22 protein-coding genes are annotated in these 22,192 nt (G+C 39.8%); 2 read left to right on the plus strand and 20 right to left on the minus strand.

The genetic code is table 11. The annotated features are described in order from the left end of the window. Window positions 1-14 precede the first annotated feature (14 nt). From uvrB to AAAT26_RS03465, 18 genes are all read right to left on the minus strand, one after another. A complete protein-coding gene (gene uvrB, locus AAAT26_RS03380; protein ID WP_349208855.1) occupies window positions 15-2,192 on the minus strand; it encodes an excinuclease ABC subunit UvrB in 2,178 nt (725 codons plus the stop codon). Then, window positions 2,192-2,575 (minus strand): hypothetical protein, encoded by a 384-nt coding sequence (locus AAAT26_RS03385; protein ID WP_008600675.1) that lies wholly within the window; start codon window positions 2,573-2,575, stop codon window positions 2,192-2,194. Before AAAT26_RS03385 ends, uvrB begins: the two co-directional genes overlap by 1 nt. After that, the gene (gene ftsY, locus AAAT26_RS03390) at window positions 2,565-3,500 is read right to left on the minus strand and encodes a signal recognition particle-docking protein FtsY (RefSeq protein WP_004693455.1); all 936 of its coding nucleotides are present in this window, start codon (window positions 3,498-3,500) and stop codon (window positions 2,565-2,567) included. The genes AAAT26_RS03385 and ftsY overlap by 11 nt, the downstream gene beginning before the upstream one ends. Further along, entirely contained in the window at window positions 3,500-7,054 is a 3,555-nt protein-coding gene (gene smc / locus AAAT26_RS03395) for a chromosome segregation protein SMC (protein WP_349208856.1), read from the minus strand. Before smc ends, ftsY begins: the two co-directional genes overlap by 1 nt. 45 nt (window positions 7,055-7,099) lie before the next feature. Continuing rightward, window positions 7,100-8,290, minus strand: coding sequence for an elongator complex protein 3 (locus AAAT26_RS03400; RefSeq protein WP_349208857.1), 1,191 nt, complete (start codon window positions 8,288-8,290; stop codon window positions 7,100-7,102). 101 nt (window positions 8,291-8,391) lie between these two features. Further along, window positions 8,392-9,132, minus strand: coding sequence for a ribonuclease III (rnc, locus tag AAAT26_RS03405; protein WP_227036833.1), 741 nt, complete (start codon window positions 9,130-9,132; stop codon window positions 8,392-8,394). Further along, window positions 9,132-10,376, minus strand: coding sequence for a beta-ketoacyl-ACP synthase II (gene fabF, locus AAAT26_RS03410; protein ID WP_004697295.1), 1,245 nt, complete (start codon window positions 10,374-10,376; stop codon window positions 9,132-9,134). The genes rnc and fabF overlap by 1 nt, the downstream gene beginning before the upstream one ends. Before the next feature lie 35 nt (window positions 10,377-10,411). Continuing rightward, window positions 10,412-11,368: an NAD(P)H-dependent flavin oxidoreductase gene (locus AAAT26_RS03415; protein WP_278457414.1), complete on the minus strand. Its 957-nt coding sequence runs from the start codon at window positions 11,366-11,368 to the stop codon at window positions 10,412-10,414. Window positions 11,369-11,445: 77 nt separating this feature from the next. Next, window positions 11,446-11,676: an acyl carrier protein gene (locus AAAT26_RS03420; protein ID WP_004693441.1), complete on the minus strand. Its 231-nt coding sequence runs from the start codon at window positions 11,674-11,676 to the stop codon at window positions 11,446-11,448. A 51-nt stretch (window positions 11,677-11,727) separates the two neighbouring features. Continuing rightward, window positions 11,728-12,471, minus strand: a complete 744-nt coding sequence (gene fabG, locus AAAT26_RS03425; protein ID WP_349208858.1) for a 3-oxoacyl-[acyl-carrier-protein] reductase — start codon at window positions 12,469-12,471, stop codon at window positions 11,728-11,730. A gap of 1 nt (window position 12,472) precedes the next feature. Continuing rightward, window positions 12,473-13,414 (minus strand): ACP S-malonyltransferase, encoded by a 942-nt coding sequence (gene fabD / locus AAAT26_RS03430; protein WP_120054648.1) that lies wholly within the window; start codon window positions 13,412-13,414, stop codon window positions 12,473-12,475. An 11-nt stretch (window positions 13,415-13,425) separates the two neighbouring features. After that, entirely contained in the window at window positions 13,426-14,370 is a 945-nt protein-coding gene (gene fabK, locus AAAT26_RS03435) for an enoyl-[acyl-carrier-protein] reductase FabK (RefSeq protein WP_008600662.1), read from the minus strand. Window positions 14,371-14,385: 15 nt separating this feature from the next. Then, window positions 14,386-15,381, minus strand: a complete 996-nt coding sequence (locus AAAT26_RS03440) for a beta-ketoacyl-ACP synthase III (protein WP_008713708.1) — start codon at window positions 15,379-15,381, stop codon at window positions 14,386-14,388. After that, complete coding sequence (gene plsX, locus AAAT26_RS03445; RefSeq protein ID WP_120054647.1) at window positions 15,365-16,393, minus strand: phosphate acyltransferase PlsX; 1,029 nt, start codon at window positions 16,391-16,393, stop codon at window positions 15,365-15,367. Before plsX ends, AAAT26_RS03440 begins: the two co-directional genes overlap by 17 nt. Before the next feature lie 3 nt (window positions 16,394-16,396). Next, window positions 16,397-16,957, minus strand: coding sequence for a transcription factor FapR (gene fapR, locus AAAT26_RS03450; RefSeq protein WP_008713703.1), 561 nt, complete (start codon window positions 16,955-16,957; stop codon window positions 16,397-16,399). 284 nt (window positions 16,958-17,241) lie between these two features. Further along, window positions 17,242-17,418: a 50S ribosomal protein L32 gene (gene rpmF / locus AAAT26_RS03455; protein ID WP_004693428.1), complete on the minus strand. Its 177-nt coding sequence runs from the start codon at window positions 17,416-17,418 to the stop codon at window positions 17,242-17,244. Between the two features lie 25 nt (window positions 17,419-17,443). Beyond that, window positions 17,444-17,956: a YceD family protein gene (locus AAAT26_RS03460; RefSeq protein ID WP_349208899.1), complete on the minus strand. Its 513-nt coding sequence runs from the start codon at window positions 17,954-17,956 to the stop codon at window positions 17,444-17,446. A gap of 100 nt (window positions 17,957-18,056) precedes the next feature. Continuing rightward, window positions 18,057-18,191 (minus strand): rubredoxin, encoded by a 135-nt coding sequence (locus tag AAAT26_RS03465; protein WP_004693422.1) that lies wholly within the window; start codon window positions 18,189-18,191, stop codon window positions 18,057-18,059. A gap of 547 nt (window positions 18,192-18,738) precedes the next feature. On the opposite strand from AAAT26_RS03465, the gene AAAT26_RS03470 reads away from it, so the two are divergent. Further along, window positions 18,739-19,692 carry a nitronate monooxygenase gene (locus AAAT26_RS03470; RefSeq protein ID WP_349208859.1) on the plus strand — a complete coding sequence of 318 codons (954 nt, stop codon included), beginning with the start codon at window positions 18,739-18,741 and terminating at the stop codon, window positions 19,690-19,692. A gap of 21 nt (window positions 19,693-19,713) precedes the next feature. Continuing rightward, window positions 19,714-20,262, plus strand: coding sequence for a gamma carbonic anhydrase family protein (locus AAAT26_RS03475; RefSeq protein ID WP_349208860.1), 549 nt, complete (start codon window positions 19,714-19,716; stop codon window positions 20,260-20,262). Between the two features lie 92 nt (window positions 20,263-20,354). Here the strand turns inward: AAAT26_RS03475 and AAAT26_RS03480 are convergent, their stop codons facing one another. Together AAAT26_RS03480 and nrdG are read right to left on the minus strand one after the other, a co-directional pair. Further along, window positions 20,355-21,593: a chloride channel protein gene (locus AAAT26_RS03480; RefSeq protein WP_349208861.1), complete on the minus strand. Its 1,239-nt coding sequence runs from the start codon at window positions 21,591-21,593 to the stop codon at window positions 20,355-20,357. A gap of 2 nt (window positions 21,594-21,595) precedes the next feature. Then, window positions 21,596-22,093, minus strand: coding sequence for an anaerobic ribonucleoside-triphosphate reductase activating protein (nrdG, locus tag AAAT26_RS03485; RefSeq protein ID WP_316138641.1), 498 nt, complete (start codon window positions 22,091-22,093; stop codon window positions 21,596-21,598). Window positions 22,094-22,192: the final 99 nt, after the last annotated feature.

A 22,192-nucleotide genomic window follows, 5' to 3' on the forward strand; every position in this document is an offset into this window, starting at 1 on the left:
TTTTAAAATTGTTTCTAAGATTTACCTTTTGGACCTATCCGCTTTCTAGATTTGGCAGAAATAGGCTTCTTCAACTTGCTATCTCCTGCACTATGCATATCGGACCATTGTTGACGTAATACGCCCAATTGATCCCGTAACTTAGCAGCGGTTTCAAATTCAAGCTGCTTGGCGGCGGCCTTCATTTGACGATCTAGCTCTTCAATCTTATTGTATAATTCTTCCGGTGTTATATCTGCCACTTTAGGTGCTGATATATCTTGAACATATGATTCGTGTCCATGGTCCATGCTCTCTGAGGATTTTTTTTGTTTTCCTTTTTTCGGTGAAAGTCCCTTTCCATCGGTTACCATATCTTCTTCGATTTTCGTTAATTCGATTAGCTCTTTTACATCTTTAGATACAGATTTAGGCGTAATATTATGTTCAATATTATAAGCCTCTTGCACGGCACGACGACGGTCGGTTTCATCGATAGCCCGTTGCATAGAACCTGTTACACGATCTGCGTACATGATAACATGACCATTCACATTACGAGCCGCACGACCTATAGTTTGAATCATAGCCGTATCAGAACGCAAGAAACCTTCTTTATCCGCATCTAAGATAGCAACCAAAGAAACCTCTGGCATATCGAGACCTTCACGAAGCAAGTTAATACCTACCAGTACATCAAATACACCAGCCCGCAAATCTCGAATGATTTCAGCTCGCTCAATAGTAACAATATCGGAATGAAGGTAACGAACTCTTACGCCCATTTCCTTCAAGAATTCTGTTAAATCCTCAGCCATTTTCTTCGTTAAAGTCGTAACGAGAACACGCTCATTCTTGGCAGCTCGCTTGTGAATTTCTCCAAGCAAGTCATCCATTTGCCCCTTAATAGGACGAATTTCGATTGATGGATCTAATAAGCCCGTAGGACGAATGATTTGCTCTGCAATATTCGTTTCTACTTCCATTTCGTATGGGCCAGGCGTTGCCGATACGTAAACAATTTGATTGATACGCTCTACAAATTCATCGAATTGAAGCGGTCTATTATCGAGTGCAGATGGAAGACGGAACCCGTATTCTATAAGAGATTCTTTACGGGCACGGTCACCATTGTACATAGCTCGAATTTGAGGCATCGTCACATGAGACTCGTCCACCATGATGAGGAAATCATCTGGAAAATAATCAATCAATGTAAACGGTGCTTCCCCAGCCTTGCGTTCAGACATATGACGTGAATAATTTTCGATACCCGAGCAATAGCCCATCTCTTGCATCATTTCTATATCATAACGCGTACGCTGTTCTAAGCGCTGAGCCTCCAATAGACGGTCAGCAGCTTTTAACTTCGCTAACTGCTCATCTAGTTCGGCTTCAATACGCTCTACGGCAATATTCATCTTCTCTTTCGTCGTCACATAGTGAGATGCCGGATAGACAGCAACGTGCTTTCGTTCCGCAATAACTTCACCCGTCAAGGAATCTACCTCTACGAGGCGGTCGATTTCATCACCAAAGAGCTCCACACGAATGGCTCTTTCACTATAAGCGGCAGGGAAAATATCAATCGTATCCCCTTGTACACGGAAAGTGCCGCGAATAAAGTTCATATCATTTCTCGTATATTGAATATCTACGAGTTTAGATAAGATTTCATCGCGCGACTTCGTTTGACCTAAGCGCAAAGACAATACGAGATCAGAATAGTCCTCAGGGTCACCTAAGCCATAAATACAGCTAACAGAGGCAACGATAATGACATCGCGGCGCTCAAAGAGGCTCATCGTAGCACTATGTCGCAGTTTATCAATTTCATCATTAATAGACGCATCCTTCTCGATATAGGTATCACTAGAAGGAATATAGGCCTCCGGTTGATAAAAATCGTAGTAAGATACAAAGTATTCTACCGCATTATTAGGGAAGAAGCTTTTAAACTCACTACATAATTGAGCAGCCAAGGTTTTATTGTGAGCAATGATTAAGGTCGGCTTTTGAACGGCCTCAATAACCTTGGCCATTGTAAAGGTCTTACCAGTACCAGTGGCACCGAGTAGAACTTGGGCCCATTCACCGCGTTCAATACCTTCTGTTAAAGATTGAATCGCGGTAGGTTGGTCACCTGTAGGCGCAAAGGGCGCCTCCACTTTAAATGGTTGGCCCCCCTCGTAATTATATGTACTATGCTTCATTACTGTTCATCCTGATGTTTACGGATGGCCTTCATCTCTTCATCCGTCAAACGACGACCTACATTTTCCGCTTGATTCAACGTATCCTCACCTTCTAAGACTTCGATGAGCATAGCAATAGAAAAGCGATCTAGTGTAGGTGTGGTCTTCTGGATTTCATCAGCCATCATCCAATCTGATTCAGTATAGTTATTAATACGTTCTGTAATTTCTTCCCAGTTTGAAAGTAGCAATCGTGTAATGGGGCGATATAGTTCAATGCCAAAATACTCGATTAAACTAACAATTTTATTCATATTTTCTAGGCTAACATTACATTCATTTTTTTTATTTTCAGATTCTACATATTCAAGTAAGAATTCCCGGTTATATTTATTTGTCACCTTGAATCATTCCTTTATTAAATAGTGCATTAGCAAACTCTTTTGCATTAAATGGACGCAAGTCATCCATACCTTCGCCAACGCCAATCCAGCGTACGGGTACGCCTAGTTCCTCTTTAATAGAGATAACTACGCCGCCTTTTGCCGTACCATCTAGCTTAGTTACTACAATACCATTTACTGGTACAGCTTGACCAAATAATTTAGCTTGGCTTACTGCATTTTGACCCGTGGTACCATCTAAAACGAGCAATGTTTGATGCGGCGCACCTTCTACGTGGTTATTCGCTACGCGCCCCATCTTTTTAAGCTCTTCCATAAGGTTAACCTTAGTATGTAGACGACCAGCCGTATCTACGATAACAAGGTCTGCATTACGAGCTTTCGCAGCTTCCATTGCATCATATACAACGGCAGCAGGATCTGCACCTTCTTTATGTTTAACAATCGGTACACCAACGCGATCAGCCCAAATGGATAATTGGTCAGCTGCAGCGGCACGGAATGTATCACCTGCAGCAATGATAACCTTTTTACCTTCTTTAGTATAATAGTTAGCCAATTTAGCGATTGTCGTTGTTTTACCAACACCATTTACACCAACTACAAGGATGACCTCAGGATGGTGCAAAGTAATTTCATCTTCTTGATCGATGAGCATTTCCGTGATGCGGTCTTCCATAAACGGCATTACATCGCCTGTATGATTGATGATACCTTCTGTTACACCACGACGAATTTCTTTCATCAAGTATTCTGTCGTCTTAGGACCTAGATCACTAGTAAGCATAACTGCTTCTAAATCATCTAAAAAATCATCATCGATTTGCGCATAACCAATAACGATGCTTTCTACATTTTTTACAAAAGACTTACGAGTTTTCTCTAAACCGTCTTTAATTCTATCAAAGAATCCAAATGCCATTATGCTAGATCCTCCTTCACATCTTCAAATGCTACTGTTAATAATCGCGATACACCGCGTTCCACCATGGTTACCCCTTGTAGTACTTCGGCAGCTTCCATCGTCTTTTTACGGTGAGATACAACGATAAATTGTGTTTCTTTATTTATTCGATTTAAGTAAGAGCTAAATCGTTCAACATTGGCTTCGTCAAGCGCCGCGTCAACTTCGTCAAGCACACAGAACGGAGCCGGACGATAATCGAGGAATGAGAACAATAAAGCGATAACCGTAAGAGCACGCTCGCCACCCGATAAGAGTGTCAATTGTTGACGCTTTTTCCCTGGTGGTTGTATGTAGAAGTCGATACCACCCGTCAAAATATTATCTGGATCAGTAAGTACAATTTGCGCAGTACCGCCACCAAACAATTGGCTGAATACTTCTTGGAATCTACGGCCTACCACATCCAATACATCGTATAGCTGTGTACTCATCGCCTTATCCATTTCGGCAATAACCGCCTGTAATTGCGCCTTTGCCGTATCTAAATCAGCTAATTGTGTGCTTAAGAAATCATAGCGTTCTTTAGTCTCTTCGTATTCCTCAACGGCATTTGGATTGACTGGATCCAATTCGGCAATTTCGGCCATCAAACGAGCTTGCTCATCCTTCCAATCGTTAACAGAGCCTTCAATGCGAAGGGCTTGAGCATCTTCCAAAGTAAAGCCTAGCTCTTGTAATTCTTCTACAAAGCGCTCACAGTCCATGCGATGACGTGTAATTTTACCTTCCATATCAACAAGGCGACCTTGCACCACTTTATAGCGTTGATTCAATCGGTCTTGCTCACTTAGAATAGATTCCATTTCTTCGCGACCTGTAGATGTTTTATTATAGGCTTCATCACGAAGAGCACGTAATCGTTCAACCTCAGCCGTAGCAGAGGTCAACTCTTGTTCTGCAACTTCCTGAGCCAGAGGGATATCCTCTTCATAGCGTTGTGTAGTACTAACTAACAAATTACGAAGTGGTGTTAAACGCTCAATAATACTAGAAATAGACTGATTACGCTGTTCACGTTGTGATTCCCGTTCCTGAATGGTATGTCGCAAGGTATCACAAGTAAGGCGAGCTTCTGTAAAAGCTTCATACGCCTCTTGTTGCACCTTTTGCAACACGGTTAATCGACCCATCAACGCCCCTTGATTACCATCCATACCATGATCCTCTTGCAAGAAAGCTAATGCTATTTCTTGATCTTTCAAGTTAGCTGTTGTAGTAGCCAAATCAATATCAATTTGTACTAAACGTTGCTCTTCTTCATGGAGAACACGTTTCTTACGATCCAGCTGATTTTGTATATTTTGTACCTTTGTTTCACTAGCCACATAGAGTAAGTTCGTATGTTGATAGCTTTCATCAAGAGTCGCTTGATCCTTTTCAGTCTCTTCAACCCGTTTTTCAAGGCGTTCTAAGTTAGCTATTAAGGAGCGAATTTGTTCTTCAATTTGTACCAGTTCTTGTTCAAGACTAGCAGCCTCTTCCTTGCGGCTCAATACAGAAGCACGCTTACGTTTTGTGGCACCACCGGTTAGAGAACCACCAGGTTGAAATTGTTCACCTGTAAGAGTTACGATGCGCAATTGCTGATTGTATTTTTTCTGTAATCCAATGGCATCATCCATGGAAGACACTACCAAGGTGCGCCCCAATAAGTATTGGAAAATATGGGCGTATTTATTATCAAAGGAAATACAATCAACAGCAGTGCCTAATACACAGCTTTCATGTAAAGCCGGTGTATCATATGGTTTACCTTTAACAGAATCCATCGGCAAGAAGGTTACGCGACCACCTTGGATAGATTTCAAATAATTGACACCCTCCGCAGCAGCGCGAGCTGTAGTAGTTACAACGTGGTTAACACTACTGCCTAAGGCCGTTTCGATAGCCGTAGTATATTTCTCCTCTACCGTAAAGAGATCGCCAACAGCGCCCGTGATCTGTTCGCGCCAAGAACCTTTACCATTGAGGATGTTCTTTGTGCCTTCTAAGTAACCTTCGTGCTGATCCTCCCACTGTGCTAATAGTTCTAATCGACCTTTTGCACGTTGTTCTTGAGTGCGCAGCTTTTGTAATTCCTTACGCTCTTCACGCGCTTTCATAGCCGTATCCTTAGCATCATCAACGAGGGCTTGTCGTTGAGCAGATAAGGCATTAAACTTTTGACCTAGCGCTTCAAATTCAGAACGAGCGACTTGTAGTTCACTATCTACCTGTGCTATTTCAGATTCTAGAATAGCACATTGATTTTTACTTTCCACCTTGCGAGCTTCTAAGCTCCGAATACTAGCCTTAGCCGTTTCAATAGCACTCACAACTTCTAATTGACGTTTCTCAAAAGCCTCTCGATTAGATTGCAAGGATTGGAACTTAGCTTGTTCTGCCCTTACATCTTCAACAGCTTTTTTGTAACTTGCTTCTAATTCTCCTAAATTAGACTCTTTCTCTACTAATTGAGCACTTTCATCTTGAATCAATTGATTTAAGATGCGCAATTGTTGCTCCTCGCCTTTTTGCGTAGCCTCTAGCTCGCTAATGCGCATAGAAGTTTCATCTAATTCACGGCGCGCTGTTTTTAGTTGCTCTTCTAAAAGACGTAAATGACCAGCTAAGCGTTCTTCATCACGTTGCTTTTCAGTATACTGAGCCTCCCACAACTTAAGCTGTTCCTGCTCTTTTGACGAAGACGATTGCAATTCGTGACGACGAGCCTCTAATTTAGACAATTCAGTTTGAAGCTCAATCTCTTCATCTTTAAAGGCAATATTATCATTTTCAAAACGCGTCAAAAGACGATCAGAAGTCTTATAATTGTGAAAGCCTAATGCCCCATCATAATCGCGCTTTGCGCGGCTTAAAGTCATATATTTTTTAGTCTTTTCCGCTTTTTCAGACAAAGGTCCTAGTTGCTCTTCAATGGTAGCCATTACGTCCCGTACGCGCTCCATATTACGGTCTGTACTAGCAATACGACGTAAAGCATCTTCTTTATTAATTTTAAAGCGAGAAATCCCAGCTACATCTTCAAAGATAAGACGACGTTCTTCAGGTTTAGAATTTAAAATAGCATCAATTCGGTTCTGTCCAATAATAGCCATGGAATCTCTACCAAGACCGGTATCTGCTAGTAAAAGATGTATGTCCTTTAAACGACAAGATCGCTTATTGATGAGAAACTCACTTTCACCAGTACGATAGATACGGCGTGTTATAGCCACCTCAGCCATATCCAAATCTAATTGTTGGTCACTATTGTCAAATACAAGAGTAACCTCAGCAGCGCTCATAGGTTTGCGCTTTTCCGTACCAGAGAAAATGATATCCTCTGCTTTTTGACCGCGTAAATTGCGAACATTGGATTCCCCTAAAACCCATTTCATGGCATCCGTAATATTACTTTTACCGCTTCCGTTAGGACCAATAACGGCAGTCATTCCTGGTGAGAATTTTACAATCGTTTTATCCGCAAACGATTTAAAGCCCTTTAATTCCAACCGAAGTAATTGCATGACTGCCTCCTTTCTACCAACAACCCTAAATAATCATATCTTTTATTATAACACATATTGTAGGCCATCAATACAGCACCGAACAGTATTTCTCGTACTTTCTTCACACCAGCTTATACTATATTGTGGGTATAATTCAGCGAAATATAACACATTTCTATTTTTAAGCCCTCGCACCTTAGATGTTAAGCTTCTCGGATAAGAAATAACAATATTATGTTGTACTGCAATACCATTATTCCTAATATAATTTGTTCTATCATTATTAGTGTTATCTATACATCCACTATTATCAGCATTAATCCTACTTAATTTTAAGCTTCCATAAGGAGCATCTTCAATTAAACTAAAAGAATCATTACTTATTAAGTACTTATACTGAGATACATGTTCATCAATACAACGTTCAATTCGCTGCTTATACTGTTCATTCACAACAAGCTCCCCCATAGCTGGCTCATATGGACCGGCCACTAAGCTATTACCGGAATCTAATTCTTCTGTACTTTGTAAACCCGTACGAATGACTTCAATTCCATGCTGTTCAAACCAATCTTTTAAAAATGCACAATACTGTATAGCTAGCTCAGTACTTAGTGGTTCATATTCTCCAGCTCTATACTGGTCGGCTAGTTCTGTATTCTCAATAACTAGTACAGGGTAGATACGTATAAAATCAGGTTGCAATGCAGCTACCGTAATGGCCGTTTCTATTATGGTTTGCCAGGTCTCTCCTTTTAATCCTGGTAAAAGTTGAACTCCAACGGTCATATCACGCTGTTTTAATCGTGCAACAGCCTCTACTACCTCTTGTGCCGTGTGCCCCCTCTTAGCATCGACTAAAATACCATCATTCATAGACTGCACACCAAGTTCTACAGTTTTTACTCCATAAGACTGTAATAATGTAATCGCTTCATCACCTACAGCATCAGGTCTTGTAGAGCAACGTATGCCATCAATGATTCCCTGTTGAAGCATTTCATAGGCAGGCATTAATAATTTATGTTGTAAATCTTTAGGAATAGCCGTAAATGATCCCCCATAAAAGGCAACCTCCCAAAACTTCTCGCACCGTTTTGTGCCTACATAGTCTTTAATTGTTTGTTGTATATAATCTGAAGTTAGGTGACTAATACCAGATTGGCCCGTAATACGAGATTGATTACAAAATGTACACACATAGGAACAACCTACGTGAGGTATAAAAAAGGGAATCATACCAAATGGTTTCATAGACACCTCCTCTTCTTATGTAAAAATTATTACTCATCTACTATTATATAGATTATTACTCACATACTATTATACAAAAAAAAGCGCCATTCGGCGCTTTTCTATTTATCAGCCATCAACTTTTCTAAAGTCAATTGAGCCGCATGTTGTTCTGCAATTTTTTTACTTTTACCAGAGCCGGCCTCGTAAGTAACACCATTGATTTCAACCTCCATATGGAAGGTTTTAGCATGGTCGGGACCACTTTCACTGAGCAAATGATAAACAATATGTTTATCCCCATCTCTTTGCACATATTCTTGTAATAATGTCTTATAATCTTTGCCCCGCTTACCTTCTAAGGCTTGCATGATATAAGTAGTTAAATGTTTTAAAACGAAGACCATAGCCGTTTGATAATCTGTAGAAATATAAATAGCACCGATGAGAGACTCAAAGGTATCCGCTAATATAGAGTTTCGATCATTACCACCGGAAGCGTGTTCTCCATGACCGAGCAATAAATATTGTCCTAGTTTCAAAGAACGGCTCACAGATGCTAAAGAATCTTCACACACTGTAGCGGCCTTAATTTTCGTTAAATTACCTTCAGCCATATCTGGATATGTCTTAAATAGGTATTCCCCAATAATAAGATCCAAAACAGCATCGCCTAAAAACTCTAATCGCTGATTGTGATGAATATGCTTTGATTTATGTTCATTCGCATAAGAAGTATGTGTAAAAGCACAATCTATAATGGATATATCTGACACAGGTATGTCTAAACGAGCAACAAGCTCATGAAGAGATTCTTCACGAGCTTGTGTTATCTTACTCTTATGCGTTTCGATAGTAACCATTAAGCTTCATAACGGCGAATGCAAAGTGTACCGTTATGACCACCAAAACCGAAAGAGTTAGAAAGTGCACATTTTACTTGGAGTTCACGTGCACCTTCACGAACATAGTCCAGATCCAAACCTTCATCAGGATTGTCACAGTTAATTGTAGGGTGAACTTTACCAGTTTCAATCGCCATTGCCATTACGATAGTTTCAATAGCACCAGCAGCACCCAATAAGTGACCTGTCATGGATTTAGTAGAGTTAACAGCGATATTTTTAGCATGATCGCCGAACAATTCTTTAATAGCCAATGTTTCATTTTGGTCATTAAGGCCAGTAGATGTACCATGAGCATTGATGTAGTTAACGTCTTTAGGGTCGATACCTGCATCTTTAATTGCTAATTCCATACATTTACGAGCTTGAACACCACCTGGAGCTGGTGCAGTGATGTGGTAAGCATCACCATTACTACCATAACCCACAACTTCAGCATAGATATGTGCACCGCGTGCTTTTGCGTGTTCTAATTCTTCAAGAACTACGATACCAGAACCTTCACCCATTACGAAACCATCACGGTCACGGTCAAATGGACGGGACGCTTTTGTTGGCTCGTCATTGCGTGTAGACATAGCTTTCATAGCCGCAAAACCAGCTACAGCAGCCGGAGATACCGCAGCTTCAGTACCACCAGCAAACATCACATCAGCATCACCACGTTGGATGATACGGAATGCATCGCCAATCGCATTTGTACCAGAAGTACAAGCAGTTACGTCTGTAATAACTGGACCTTTAAGACCAAGGCGAATAGATACGCGTGCAGATGTCATATTTGCAATCATCATAGGTACTGCAAATGGACTTACGCGGCCAGGACCTTTTTCGAATAATGTTTCATACACCTCATGGATAGAGTCAATGCCGCCTATACCTGTACCAACTACAGTACCACAGCGATCTAAATCCGCTTTATCTAAATCAAGATCAGCATCTTCACAAGCAAGAACAGCTGCGCCGATAGCAAATTCTACAGAACGGTCCATACGACGAGCTTCTTTCTTGTCTACCCCATAGTTTGTAATATCAAAATCTTTTACTTCACCCGCAATGCGTGTTGCATAGTCAGATGCGTCAAAGCGTGTAATCGGCCCAATACCAGATTGACCTGCCAATAACGCATTGTAGAAGTTCTCTTTACCGATACCTACAGGAGTCACTGCCCCTAAGCCAGTAATTACTACACGTTTTTCCAATTATTCCACCTCTTATAGCTATACAGCCCTTTAAATTAATCAATCTCTGCTACTTGCTGTTTTAATTGAGCAAAGATATCTTTAACTGGCATAATCCTATCGACTTTTCTCATATTATTGCCAGAGAACACCAACCCCGTTTCCACATCACCTTGTTGTGCGCGAGAAAGAGCACGGATAATGCAGAATTTATGGGAACAATGTTTTAAACAGTTATCACACACCGTTGGAGGCGCTACAGTACCATCTAAAACAGATTCAGCAAATTTGTTTTTTATTGCTTGACCAGGCAAACCAACAGGACTTTGAATCAATACTATATCCTCAGGGTTTGTAGCTCGTACATACATTTTTTTCAATTCATCAGATGCATTACATTCATCAGAAGCAGCAAAACGGCTACCCATTTGAACACCACTAGCACCGATTTTTAACATTTCAACGATATCACGGCCATCTAGAACACCACCAGCAGCAATTACTGGAATGTTTTTTACCGCTGCTACAACTTCGGGAACGATTTCTCGAGCGGAACGATCCGTCCCCAGGTGTCCACCAGCTTCACAGCCTTCTACGATTACAGCTGCAGCACCTAAACCTTCAGAAATGCGAGCTAATTTTGCGGACGAAACAATTGGTACAATAGGAGTACCAGACTCTTTGCCCATTGAGAACATATCTCTTGAAAAACCAGCACCTGCTACTACAAGATCAATGCCTTCTTCGATGGCAGTCTTTACTAAACCAGCAAATTGAGTTGCTGCTACCATCGCATTTATACCAATAATACCCGTAGGTGATAATTTTCTAGCTAATTGTATTTCGTATCGTAATTCATCGAAAGGCAAGCCCGATGCCGCAATAAGGCCGATACCACCTTCATTTGCAACGGCTGCTGCCAAGCGAGCTGTAGACAATCTAATCGCCATACCACCTTGAATAATAGGTACTTTGGCCACTAGATTCCCAATGCGAAGTTCAGGGAGCTTCACTATCAAATCCTCCTGTAAATAAAACCGGTTGGGAGGCCACTCGGCCTCCCGTTCGGTTGAATTGTTAGCTTTACAGCTTATTTAGCAGAATCAATATATTCTACTGTATCCTTAACGGTTTTAATTTTTTCTGCAACGTCGTCAGGGATTTCAACATTGAATTCTTCTTCAAATGCCATGATCAATTCAACGATATCTAAGGAGTCAGCGCCTAAGTCGTCGATGAATGTAGAATCAATGGTAACTTCAGCTTCATCAACGCCTAATTGTTCCACAACGATTGCTTTAACTTTATCGAAAGTGTTCATTAGTGGTTCACCTCCTTTCAAAGTGTATTTATATATAGTCTAATTTTACAACTACATTACCATGCCACCATCAACATTGATAACTTGACCCGTAATATAATTAGCAAAATCGCTAGCAAGGAATGTTACTACTGTTGCTACTTCTTCAGCATCAGCCATACGGCCCAATGGAATTTCAGTAACCATAGCTTCTTTAACTTTTTCTGGTAATACATCGGTCATATCTGTGTTGATAAAGCCTGGAGCAATAGCATTAACTGTAATACCACGGCTAGCCAATTCTTTAGCACAGGACTTAGTAAAACCAATTACGCCCGCTTTAGAAGCAGCGTAGTTAGTTTGACCAGCATTACCCATAACACCTACAACAGATGTCATGTTGATAATATGACCAGAACGTTGTTTCATCATGATTTTAGATACTGCTTTAGTTACTAAGTATACACCTTTAAGGTTGATATCAATTACAGCATCAAAATCTTCGTCTTTCATTCTCATCAACAAACCGTCACGCGTAATACCCGCATTATTTACGAGAATGTCAATGTGACCAAATTCTTTATGAGCTTCTTCCACCATGGAAGCAACTTCATCAGCATTTGCTACATTAGCTTTAAATTTAATGGCTTTTCGGCCTAACGCTTGTACAGCTTCAACAGTTTCTTGTGCTGCACCTTCGCTACCGCTATAGTTTACTACAATATCAGCACCAAATTGTGCTAGATTGATAGCTACAGCGCGACCAATGCCACGGGATGCGCCAGTTACAATGGCTACTTTACCCTCTAAATGCATTTTATCGAACCCCCTTCAAAAATTCAAGCGTTTTCTCTAAGGATGCAATGTCTTCAACATTAGCTAATTCCATATCTTTGTTGATCTTTTTAGTAAAACCTGTGAGTACTTTCCCAGGCCCCACTTCAACAAAGCGAGTAACACCAAAGTTTACCATTTCAGCTACACAATCTTCCCACAAGACAGGGTTAGCGGCTTGAGTAACTAAGGACTCTTTAATGTCATTTGCATTAGTCAAAATCTTGCCAGTAACATTTGCAACTACAGGAATTTGTGCATCACACACTTGGATCTTATCCAACTCTTCCTTTAACCGAAGAGCTGCGGGTTCCATCAAACGGCTGTGGAATGGAGCACTTACCGGAAGCATTACTGCGCGTTTTGCTCCTGCTTCTTTCATTTTTTCAGCTGCTGTTTCCACCGCTGCAGTTTCACCGGCAATAACGATTTGTCCAGGGCAATTGAAGTTAACTGCTTGTACAGAACCTACAGAAGCATTTACTTCTTCACAAATTTCTACAACTTGCTCACGAGGTAATGCCAAAATTGCTGCCATAGCGCCTTTACCCAATGGCACAGCTTCTTGCATATATTCACCGCGTTTATGAACTACATATACTGCGTCTTTAAAGTTCAATACACCGGCTGCTACTAGAGCACTATACTCACCAAGACTATGCCCGCCTACGATGTCAGGCGTAAAGCCTTGTTCTTTTAGAATTTCATAACAAGCTACGGATGCAGTCAAAATAGCTGGTTGTGTATTTGCTGTTTTAACGAGCTCTGTATCAGGACCTTCGAAGCATAATTTACTGATAGAATAACCAAGTGCCTCGTCAGCTTCTTCAAAACGTTGTTTCACAATAGGGTACGCATTATACAAATCTTGTAACATGCCTACTTTTTGAGAACCTTGACCAGGAAAAACAAATGCCGTTTTCATTAGGGGCCTCCTTATTTACTAAGACCTTGAAGATTCTTAATCACAGTTTCAGCTTCAGTCATAATATCTTTAATGATAGTTTCACATGGTTTAACATCTGTTAACATACCAGAAATTTGACCGATCATTACAGAACCTTCTTTTACATTACCCTCAATAGCAGCTAAACGAAGTGTACCAGCACCTAATGCTTCCAATTCCTCTTTAGATCCACCACTGAATTCAAGGGATTTATATTTATGAGCTAACGCATTATCTATAATACGTACAGGATGACCTGTTGTTAAACCAGTCATAACTGTAGCACGATCTTTTGCTTTCAATACAGCATTTTTATAATTTTCATGGGCAATACATTCTTCGGATAATACGAATCGTGTTCCCATTTGTACCGCTTTAGCACCTAATGCAAATGCCGCAGCCATACCACGACCATCTGCAATACCTCCGGCAGCAATAACTGGTACATCTACAGCATCAACTACTTGAGGAATTAATGCCATAGTTGTAATATCACCTACGTGACCACCAGACTCTGTACCTTCAGCAATAATTGCATCAATACCACCACGTAATAAGCGCTTTGCTAGTAATACTGATGCAACTACAGGAATAACTTTTGTACCAATTTCTTTCAAAGCGGGAACATAAACACCAGGATTACCTGCACCTGTAGTGATAACAGGAACACGTTCTTCCACGACTACTTCCATAACCTCTTTTACAAATGGAGACATGAGCATGATATTACAGCCAAAAGGCTTACTAGTGCGCTCTTTTAATTTATGGATTTCATTACGGAAAATATCAGGAGGCATATGACCAGCACCAATAATCCCAAGTCCACCAGCTTCAGAAACGGCTGCCGCTAATTCTGCAGTACCGAGCCAAGCCATGCCACCTTGAAAGATTGGATACTCAATCTGCAATAAATCACAAATATCAGTCTTAATCATCTTGATGTGTCCTCCTTAATACCATTTCAAGACCAGGCTTGCCCATGTTAGGCCTGCACCAAATCCTGCAAACGCAACATTATCACCGCGTTTGAAACGTCCCTCGCGATTAGCTTCATCAAGTGCAATCGCTACAGACGCGGCAGATGTATTACCATACTTATGTAAATTAACAAAAACTTTTTCCATCGGCAGATGTAAACGTTTGGCTGCCGAATCAATAATACGAATATTCGCTTGATGAGGAATGAAGTAATCTAATTCATTTAACTCCATATCAGCACGTTCTAAGGATTTTAAAACCGTACGTCCCATCGTTTTAACGGCAAATTTATATACTTCAGGGCCATCCATATGAATAAATGTTAAGCCCTCTTCTACGCGTTGATCATTTGCTACTACAGCAGTGCCACCCGCAGGAATGCAAAGCGCTGATCCTCCAGTGCCATCGGCGCCCATGTCAATACCTTTAATGCCATAGCCTTCAGGTACTTCAGATACTACTGCAGCCCCAGCACCATCACCAAAGAGAATACATGTACCACGATCATTCCAGTTTACTCGACGAGAAAGAATTTCCGCCCCCACAACGAGTACTTTTTTATAAATACCAGAGCTAATATAACTAGCAGCAGTAATCAATCCATATACAAACCCAGAGCATGCCGCTTGTAAATCATAGGCTGCAGCGTTTTTAGCTCCTAAGTTTGCTTGCAATACACAAGCTGCCGAAGGAATAATCATATCTGGTGTTAAGGTAGCAAAGATAATCATGTCGATATCCTCTGCAGAGACATTAGCCATTTGCATAGCTTTTTTTGCTGCCTCGGTCGCCATATAGGATGTATTCATACCTTCCGGTGCAATGCGTCGTTCTTCTATACCCGTACGCTCTCTAATCCATTGATCATTGGTATCAACCATTTTTTCAAGATCAAAGTTTGTTACTACATTGTCAGGAAGGAAGCTCCCAGTACCAATGATTCCTACAGGTTTATTCATCATAGTCATACTTTAAGGCTCCTTCAATATCCATCGTTTCTCTTATGTGTTGAATAATTTTACGCTCTACTAAATCACTAGCAATTTCAATAGCAGTTTTTATTTCTTTTGCTTTAGAACTACCATGAGCAATCATGAATACCCCATTAACTCCTAAGAGCGGAGCACCACCATTTTCTGTGTGATCCAAACGTTTTGCCATCTTTTTCAAAGCTGGCTTTACAAGCATAGCTCCTATCTTGGCGAAAATACTTCCTGCCATGATGCTATCCTTTACTAATTGCGTAAGACCTGTTACTAACCCTTCCGCAAATTTAAGTACCACATTGCCTACGAAGCCATCACATACGACAACATCAACGGCACCTTTAGGAATATCGCGACCTTCAATATTTCCTTTAAAATTGATAGTCTTCATACCCTCCAAAATCGGATACGTCGCCAATACGACATCGTTCCCCTTTGTGGCCTCTTCACCAATATTTAACAATCCCACAGTAGGATTTTCTTTTCCTAATAAAAGCTTAGCGTATTCAGAGCCCATTAAAGCTCCTTGTACAAGATGTTTAGGTTTACAATTAGAATTTGCACCAGAGTCTAACATAACTGTTATACCACTTACCGTTGGCATTGGAGTTGCAATGACAGGGCGATCAATACCTTTAATGCGACCGAGCCCAAATAAAGCCGCTGCAACAGCAGCTCCCGTACTACCTGGAGCAATTACAGCATCACAACGATTATCCCGAACCAACGAAGTAGCGACCACAACAGATGCATCTTTTTTCTTGCGCAATGCTTGACCTGGATGTTCATCCATACCGATTACCTGGCTAGCATGATGTACAGAAATACGTGGATTCTTAGCTTCATTATTAGCTTCTAATATATCAAAAATTTGCTGCTCATCGCCGACGAGCACCACTTCAATGTGTTGATTTGCTCGTACGGCTTCAATGGATCCAAGTACAGTCTCCATTGGAGCAAAGTCGCCACCCATGGCGTCTATTGCAATTTTCATAATTTACACCCTATTCTCTACGGATTCCATAATAAATTTTGCGCGAAACACTTCTTTTATTTTATCTCTTATTATAACCCAAATAAAGAACTTATTACCTCGGCGACGAATAATTTCTGCTTTCGCTACCAAATTAGTACCAGATCCTACTGGGTTCTTATATTTTATATTTCCAACTTCCGCAGAGCAAACAGTCGTCCCCATAACCGCTTTTGCAAGGGAATTTGCTTGCGCATATAAATACTGCGGTTCTACATATCCGAATTGATCTTCCATATCAGCCGTAGTACGTAACATAGATAATGCTTGGTGCCCCTCGGTGACATCAATCAATTCACCAACCACTTCATATGATACATGTTCTACCATTTCATGTGATTGACCTGTAGCCATAACACGAATGCGTTCACGCAATTCAGGAATACCCAATTCTAGTCGATCGAGACGAATTGTTGGCACACTTACACCAAAGTGTGTTGCCAATTCTTCATCAGTAAGAAATGGCGTAATATTCAGTTTTTCTTGTAACTGCTTCTGGCGCTCTTGCTTCTTTAACCGACTCATGGGACCACCTTTTATGACCTAGTATTAATATTACATCCTAAGTATATACAATAATTCCCTTATTGGCAAGACTTTTCATACATATAGTAAGAAATTTTCATAGCATATACAAAATATAGTTGTTTTTTTATATTTTAGTATTTTTGTTTATAAAAAATAAAAATGTGTCACTATCTTATAGAATAATCTTACTATAAAATAATGACACTCGCTATTGATAATAAAACATATAAAACTATATAAAAAAGACGCCTACAAAGTAGGCGTCTCTCTCCGCTCACATATTAAGCATTAGCTACTACTTGTTCACCTTTATAGTGACCACATGTAGGGCAAACACGATGAGGCATCTTAGGTTCGTGGCATTGTGGACATGCTACATAACCAGGAGCTTCTAATTTCCAATTAGCACGACGACGATCGCGACGACATTTAGACAATCTACGTTTAGGTACTGCCATTATCTGCACCTCCTTAGTACAATCATTAGGATAATCTATCATCTTTCTCATCAAGCAAAGCACGTAACTCTGCAAATCGAGAATCCACCACAAAGGATTCACAAGAACAAGGTGAAACATTCAAATTTGCTCCGCAATGAACGCACAATCCTTTGCAATCATCCTGACATAACACTTGAGAGGGCTCATTGATGATTAATGTATCCCTAATTAGTTCAGTTAAGTCAATTTCTTCTCCATCAAAAGAATTCACATCATCCGCAGCATCTCGACAATCACTAAAGATTTCCTCAAAGAAATCTTTTCGATAATGTTCTGTTGTATTTAAACAACGGGAACAATCATAATTGCCTTTAGACTGAATCGAACCTTGAACGATGTAATTTTGACCATCAAACCAAAACTCACCACTAATGGTTATATCATGACGGCTCCAAGGAAAAGCAGTTACGTCACCAAGCTCAGAGGCTGATATCGTATAGCTATAAGGAAATTTCTTTCCTATATGTTCTTTTGCTTGCTCTACTTGCAGTTTCATAATCTTACCTCGACTCATAATATTATAAACATGACATGGTGCTTTGTCAAATAAAAAAGACTATCTCAAGTGGACTCAAGATAGCCTTTTGGTAAGTCAATTACATTTTTTCGAATTGGTCTTTACCAACACCGCAAATTGGGCAAACATAATCAGCTGGTTGATCTTCGAATTTTACGCCTTCAACAGCTTCGTCATAAACCCAACCACATACTACGCATACATATTTTTCCATGTGTATTTCCTCCTTCACTTGAAAATTATTGTTTAATGTTTATCTTTAATTAATTTAGATACTCTATCTGTAATGTAGTATATCAAAGACATCGAAACTTTTCAATGCTCATTTTCTTATTTTCTCATTTTTTATAATATTTAATAATCATAGATACTATGCGGTTTTCTACTACTCAACTCATTTGAAATATATTATCATTTAGTTTTTTTATCTTTAGACTACTGCTGAATATTTTATTTTAATCCAATAATTGGAAATTAATTTTGAAAGCATATTGTTTAAATAAATAACTATAATAACCTTATCTAAGGTGTACATAATTACTATATTATACTATTATATAGAGAAGAGATTATATGATTACATATACTCTCCAAACAATAATATGCTTAACCTCTTTAGTATATAAGTATATACTGATATATTCTTGACTTTATTAATGCTCTATTTCTTATATAAGAAAATAAAATTATTCTTATATAAAATTCTCGTATAAAAGTTTAATAAAGTTTCAGTAAATTTAATTGTTATCATAGGAGGCTTTATGAGAACAGCGTTAACACAACTTTTACAAATCGAATACCCTATCATCCAAGGTGCTATGGCTTGGGTATCTGAACACAAACTAGTTGCTGCTGTAGCTAATGCAGGTGCTACAGGTGTAATTGCTCTTGGTGGTCGTGATGCAGAATGGACGCGCAATGAAATTCGTGCCTGTAAAGACTTAACGGATAAGCCTTTCGGAGTCAATCTCATGTTAATGGCTCCCAATAAAGACGAATTAGTAGATATTATCATTGAAGAAAAGCCTGCATTTGTAACACTTGGAGCAGGCAATCCTGTACCATATATTAAACCATTGCAAGATGCAGGCATTAAAGTTATCCCTGTTGTCCCATCTCTAAAACTTGCTAAACGTATTGAAGAAGCTGGTGCTGATGCAATTATTATTGAGGGTATGGAAGCTGGTGGACATATTGGTAGCCAAACAACCATGTCCTTGATGGAAAATATTTTACCTGAGATTTCCATTCCTGTTGTTGTAGCAGGCGCTATCGTAGATGGTCGTGGTATTGCAGCAGCATTGTTGATGGGTGCTGAAGGTGTACAAATGGGTTCCCGTTTTTTGTTAGCTGAAGAATGCCAAGCCCACATAAATATGAAAGAAGCAATTATCAAAGCCACAGATACAGACTCTGTTGTAACGGGTCTCCTCTCCGGTCACGGTGGAGTACGTAGCTTGAAAAACGAATTCACTATGCGTTACTTAGCTGCCGAAACAGATGGTGTTACTACCCCTGAAGAACGTACCAAAATGTCCCAAGGCACTAACAAACGTGCTGCTATCGATGGTGATGTTGTAAATGGTGCGGTACAAGTTGGACAGGGTTTAAACCGACTTACTACTATTGAACCTGCTCACACTATAGTGCAAACAGTAATGAATGAAGCTATCATGTCTATTCGTAAAGCACAACGTCTTATTGAAATCGTATAATTAATAAATTAGGAGTTCCCCATGTTACCATTTCACGGAAAATACCCAAAATTAGATCCTAAAAGTTGTGTTATGCCTGGTGCAGAACTTGCAGGTGATGTTGAACTAAAAGAATATGCTTCCATTTGGCAAAACTGTGCACTTCGCGGTGATGTAAATAAAATCGTAGTAGGTCGCTATTCTAATGTACAGGATAACTCTGTATTACACGTTGATGACAACAAGGCTTGCATTCTTGGAGATTATGTAACAATTGGCCATGGTGCGATAGTACACGCTAGTACTATCGAAGATAATGTATTAGTCGGAATGGGTGCTATTGTATTGAGCGGTTGTCATATTGGCTCTGGTTCTATTATTGCTGCTGGTGCAGTCATAAAGGAGAACACTGTAATCCCACCTAATTCTTTAGTTGTTGGAATCCCAGCTCGCATAGCTCGTACAGATGAAACGCAAATTGAACGTATTCACAATCAAGCGCTAAAATATAAACACTTATGGACTGTAGAATACGGCATGCTTCTTGATGCGGGTGGCGAGGAATACGATAAGAACGCAAAAATTGTATAATTACATATACATTAAAAGCGGATAGTTGATTAACTCAACTATCCGCTTCTTTTCTATATATTATATTTACTTTTATTAACTGTTATTTATTGTTACTTAGTGCTATTTAATTTTGATTGAATGATTTGCTCTACCATAAGAGCAGTCCCCATTGTTAAAGCTATAGGGAAGAACATCTCTACGGAAAATCTAGTCAACTCAAGCATAAATACGCAAGATGTCATAGGCATTTTCTGTGCTAGTCCTAAAAATGCTACAGCACCGATAAAGGCAGCCATACCTAATGATATAGGAGCTACAGCAATAGACCAAAAAGTACCAAATACTATGGCTAACGTACTTCCCAACATCATAGATGGAGTAATACGCCCACCATAAGCTCCAGCTGCTAATGCGAGTAATACCGCTACCCACTTAGAACCAAATAATCCTAATGCATAAGTCCATGTAATATCATTAGTAAAGGTTAATTCGTTCCCAGCCTTACCATTCCCTAGAATTTCAGGGAAATACATAGCTAGCGCACCAATAATTGTAAACGCAACGATAGATATTGGGATCATAACAGGACTGCTACGATGAATAGAAGGTAGCTTACTTTGTGTAATATTAAATAAAACAACACCAATTGCAATAATAGCGCCTAAAACGATAGAAAACTCTACATAATGACTCCCTAAACTGGGTTGTGCCATTGTATATTGAATGACATCTCCTACGCCAGCTTGTCGAGTTACAAAAGTTGCTAATCCACAGCATATAAGTGCAGCACTCATTGCGCCTATATTCCAAGTAAGGAGCAAGGTTTCTAACGTAAAGATTGCCGCCGATAATGGTGAATTATAAACTGCAGCTAGGCCAGCGCCTGCAGCACATGCAATTAATAATTGACGATCTTCTTGTTTTATATCAAAATGTTTAACTAGAAAGGTGGTAATACCAGCGCTAGCCTCACGTGGTGCAACTTCTCGACCTAATGGAGAACCAATACCTACCGTAATTATTTGTAGTGTTGCATGTAAAACAGTAGTAATTGGATTCATATCCATTTTACCAGAAACTGCCGTTTTTATATCTACAACGCCTTTACCATATCGGTGAATTAAAACCCAACCTACGCCACCTATCACGCCACAGATGATTAAGGGTATCAATCGTTCTACTGGTGATACTCGGGCCACAGCTACACCAAAGCTTAAATGATCAGAAGAAGAATAATTATATACGAAATGTTGAATTCCATGTAATAAATGCGTATAGGAAGCTCCTACTAACCCCGCTATAAAGCCAACTATAATAATGAGACCTATCAATCGTTTATCAAAAGCCATACTTACTCCATTGCTAATACAATTTCCCCAGCCGCTAATGTCTTTTTAACATCTATAATGCGTTGATTTGAGGAACCTCTGAAGCGCAATGCAGGGTCCCTAAGTTCATCTACAAAGCGGCCATCTACGAGAATGTCAATTTCTTGTAATAAGGCACTTCGTAACTCATCTTCTAAGATATCATCTATTTCATAGCCTGAATAGGCCCAAATCTTCTTTTCTGGCGCCGCTGCACGAACAGCTCTCACCACCGGTAATAAGCCTTGTACATTTTGAAATGGCTCCCCACCTAATAATGTTAACCCTGAACATGTAGGATTCTTCACATAGGAAACTACTAAATCTGTCTCAGCTTGCGTCCACACCTTACCGGCATTAAAATCTTGGTATTCTTCGTTAAAACAATTATAACAACAATGTGTACACCCTGTTACAAATATAGATGTACGAATCCCTTCTCCATTGGCAATATCATATTGTCTTATTTGCCCATATCTCATCATAACCTCCATAGTAGTGCCTATCAACTTTGATTAACACTATATAGATATATTTCAATTTCTCATATATACAGTAAAAGCTGTGCCTTAGGCACAGCT

This window comes from Veillonella parvula (genome assembly GCF_040094895.1).
Lineage (GTDB): Bacteria > Bacillota > Negativicutes > Veillonellales > Veillonellaceae > Veillonella > Veillonella parvula_L.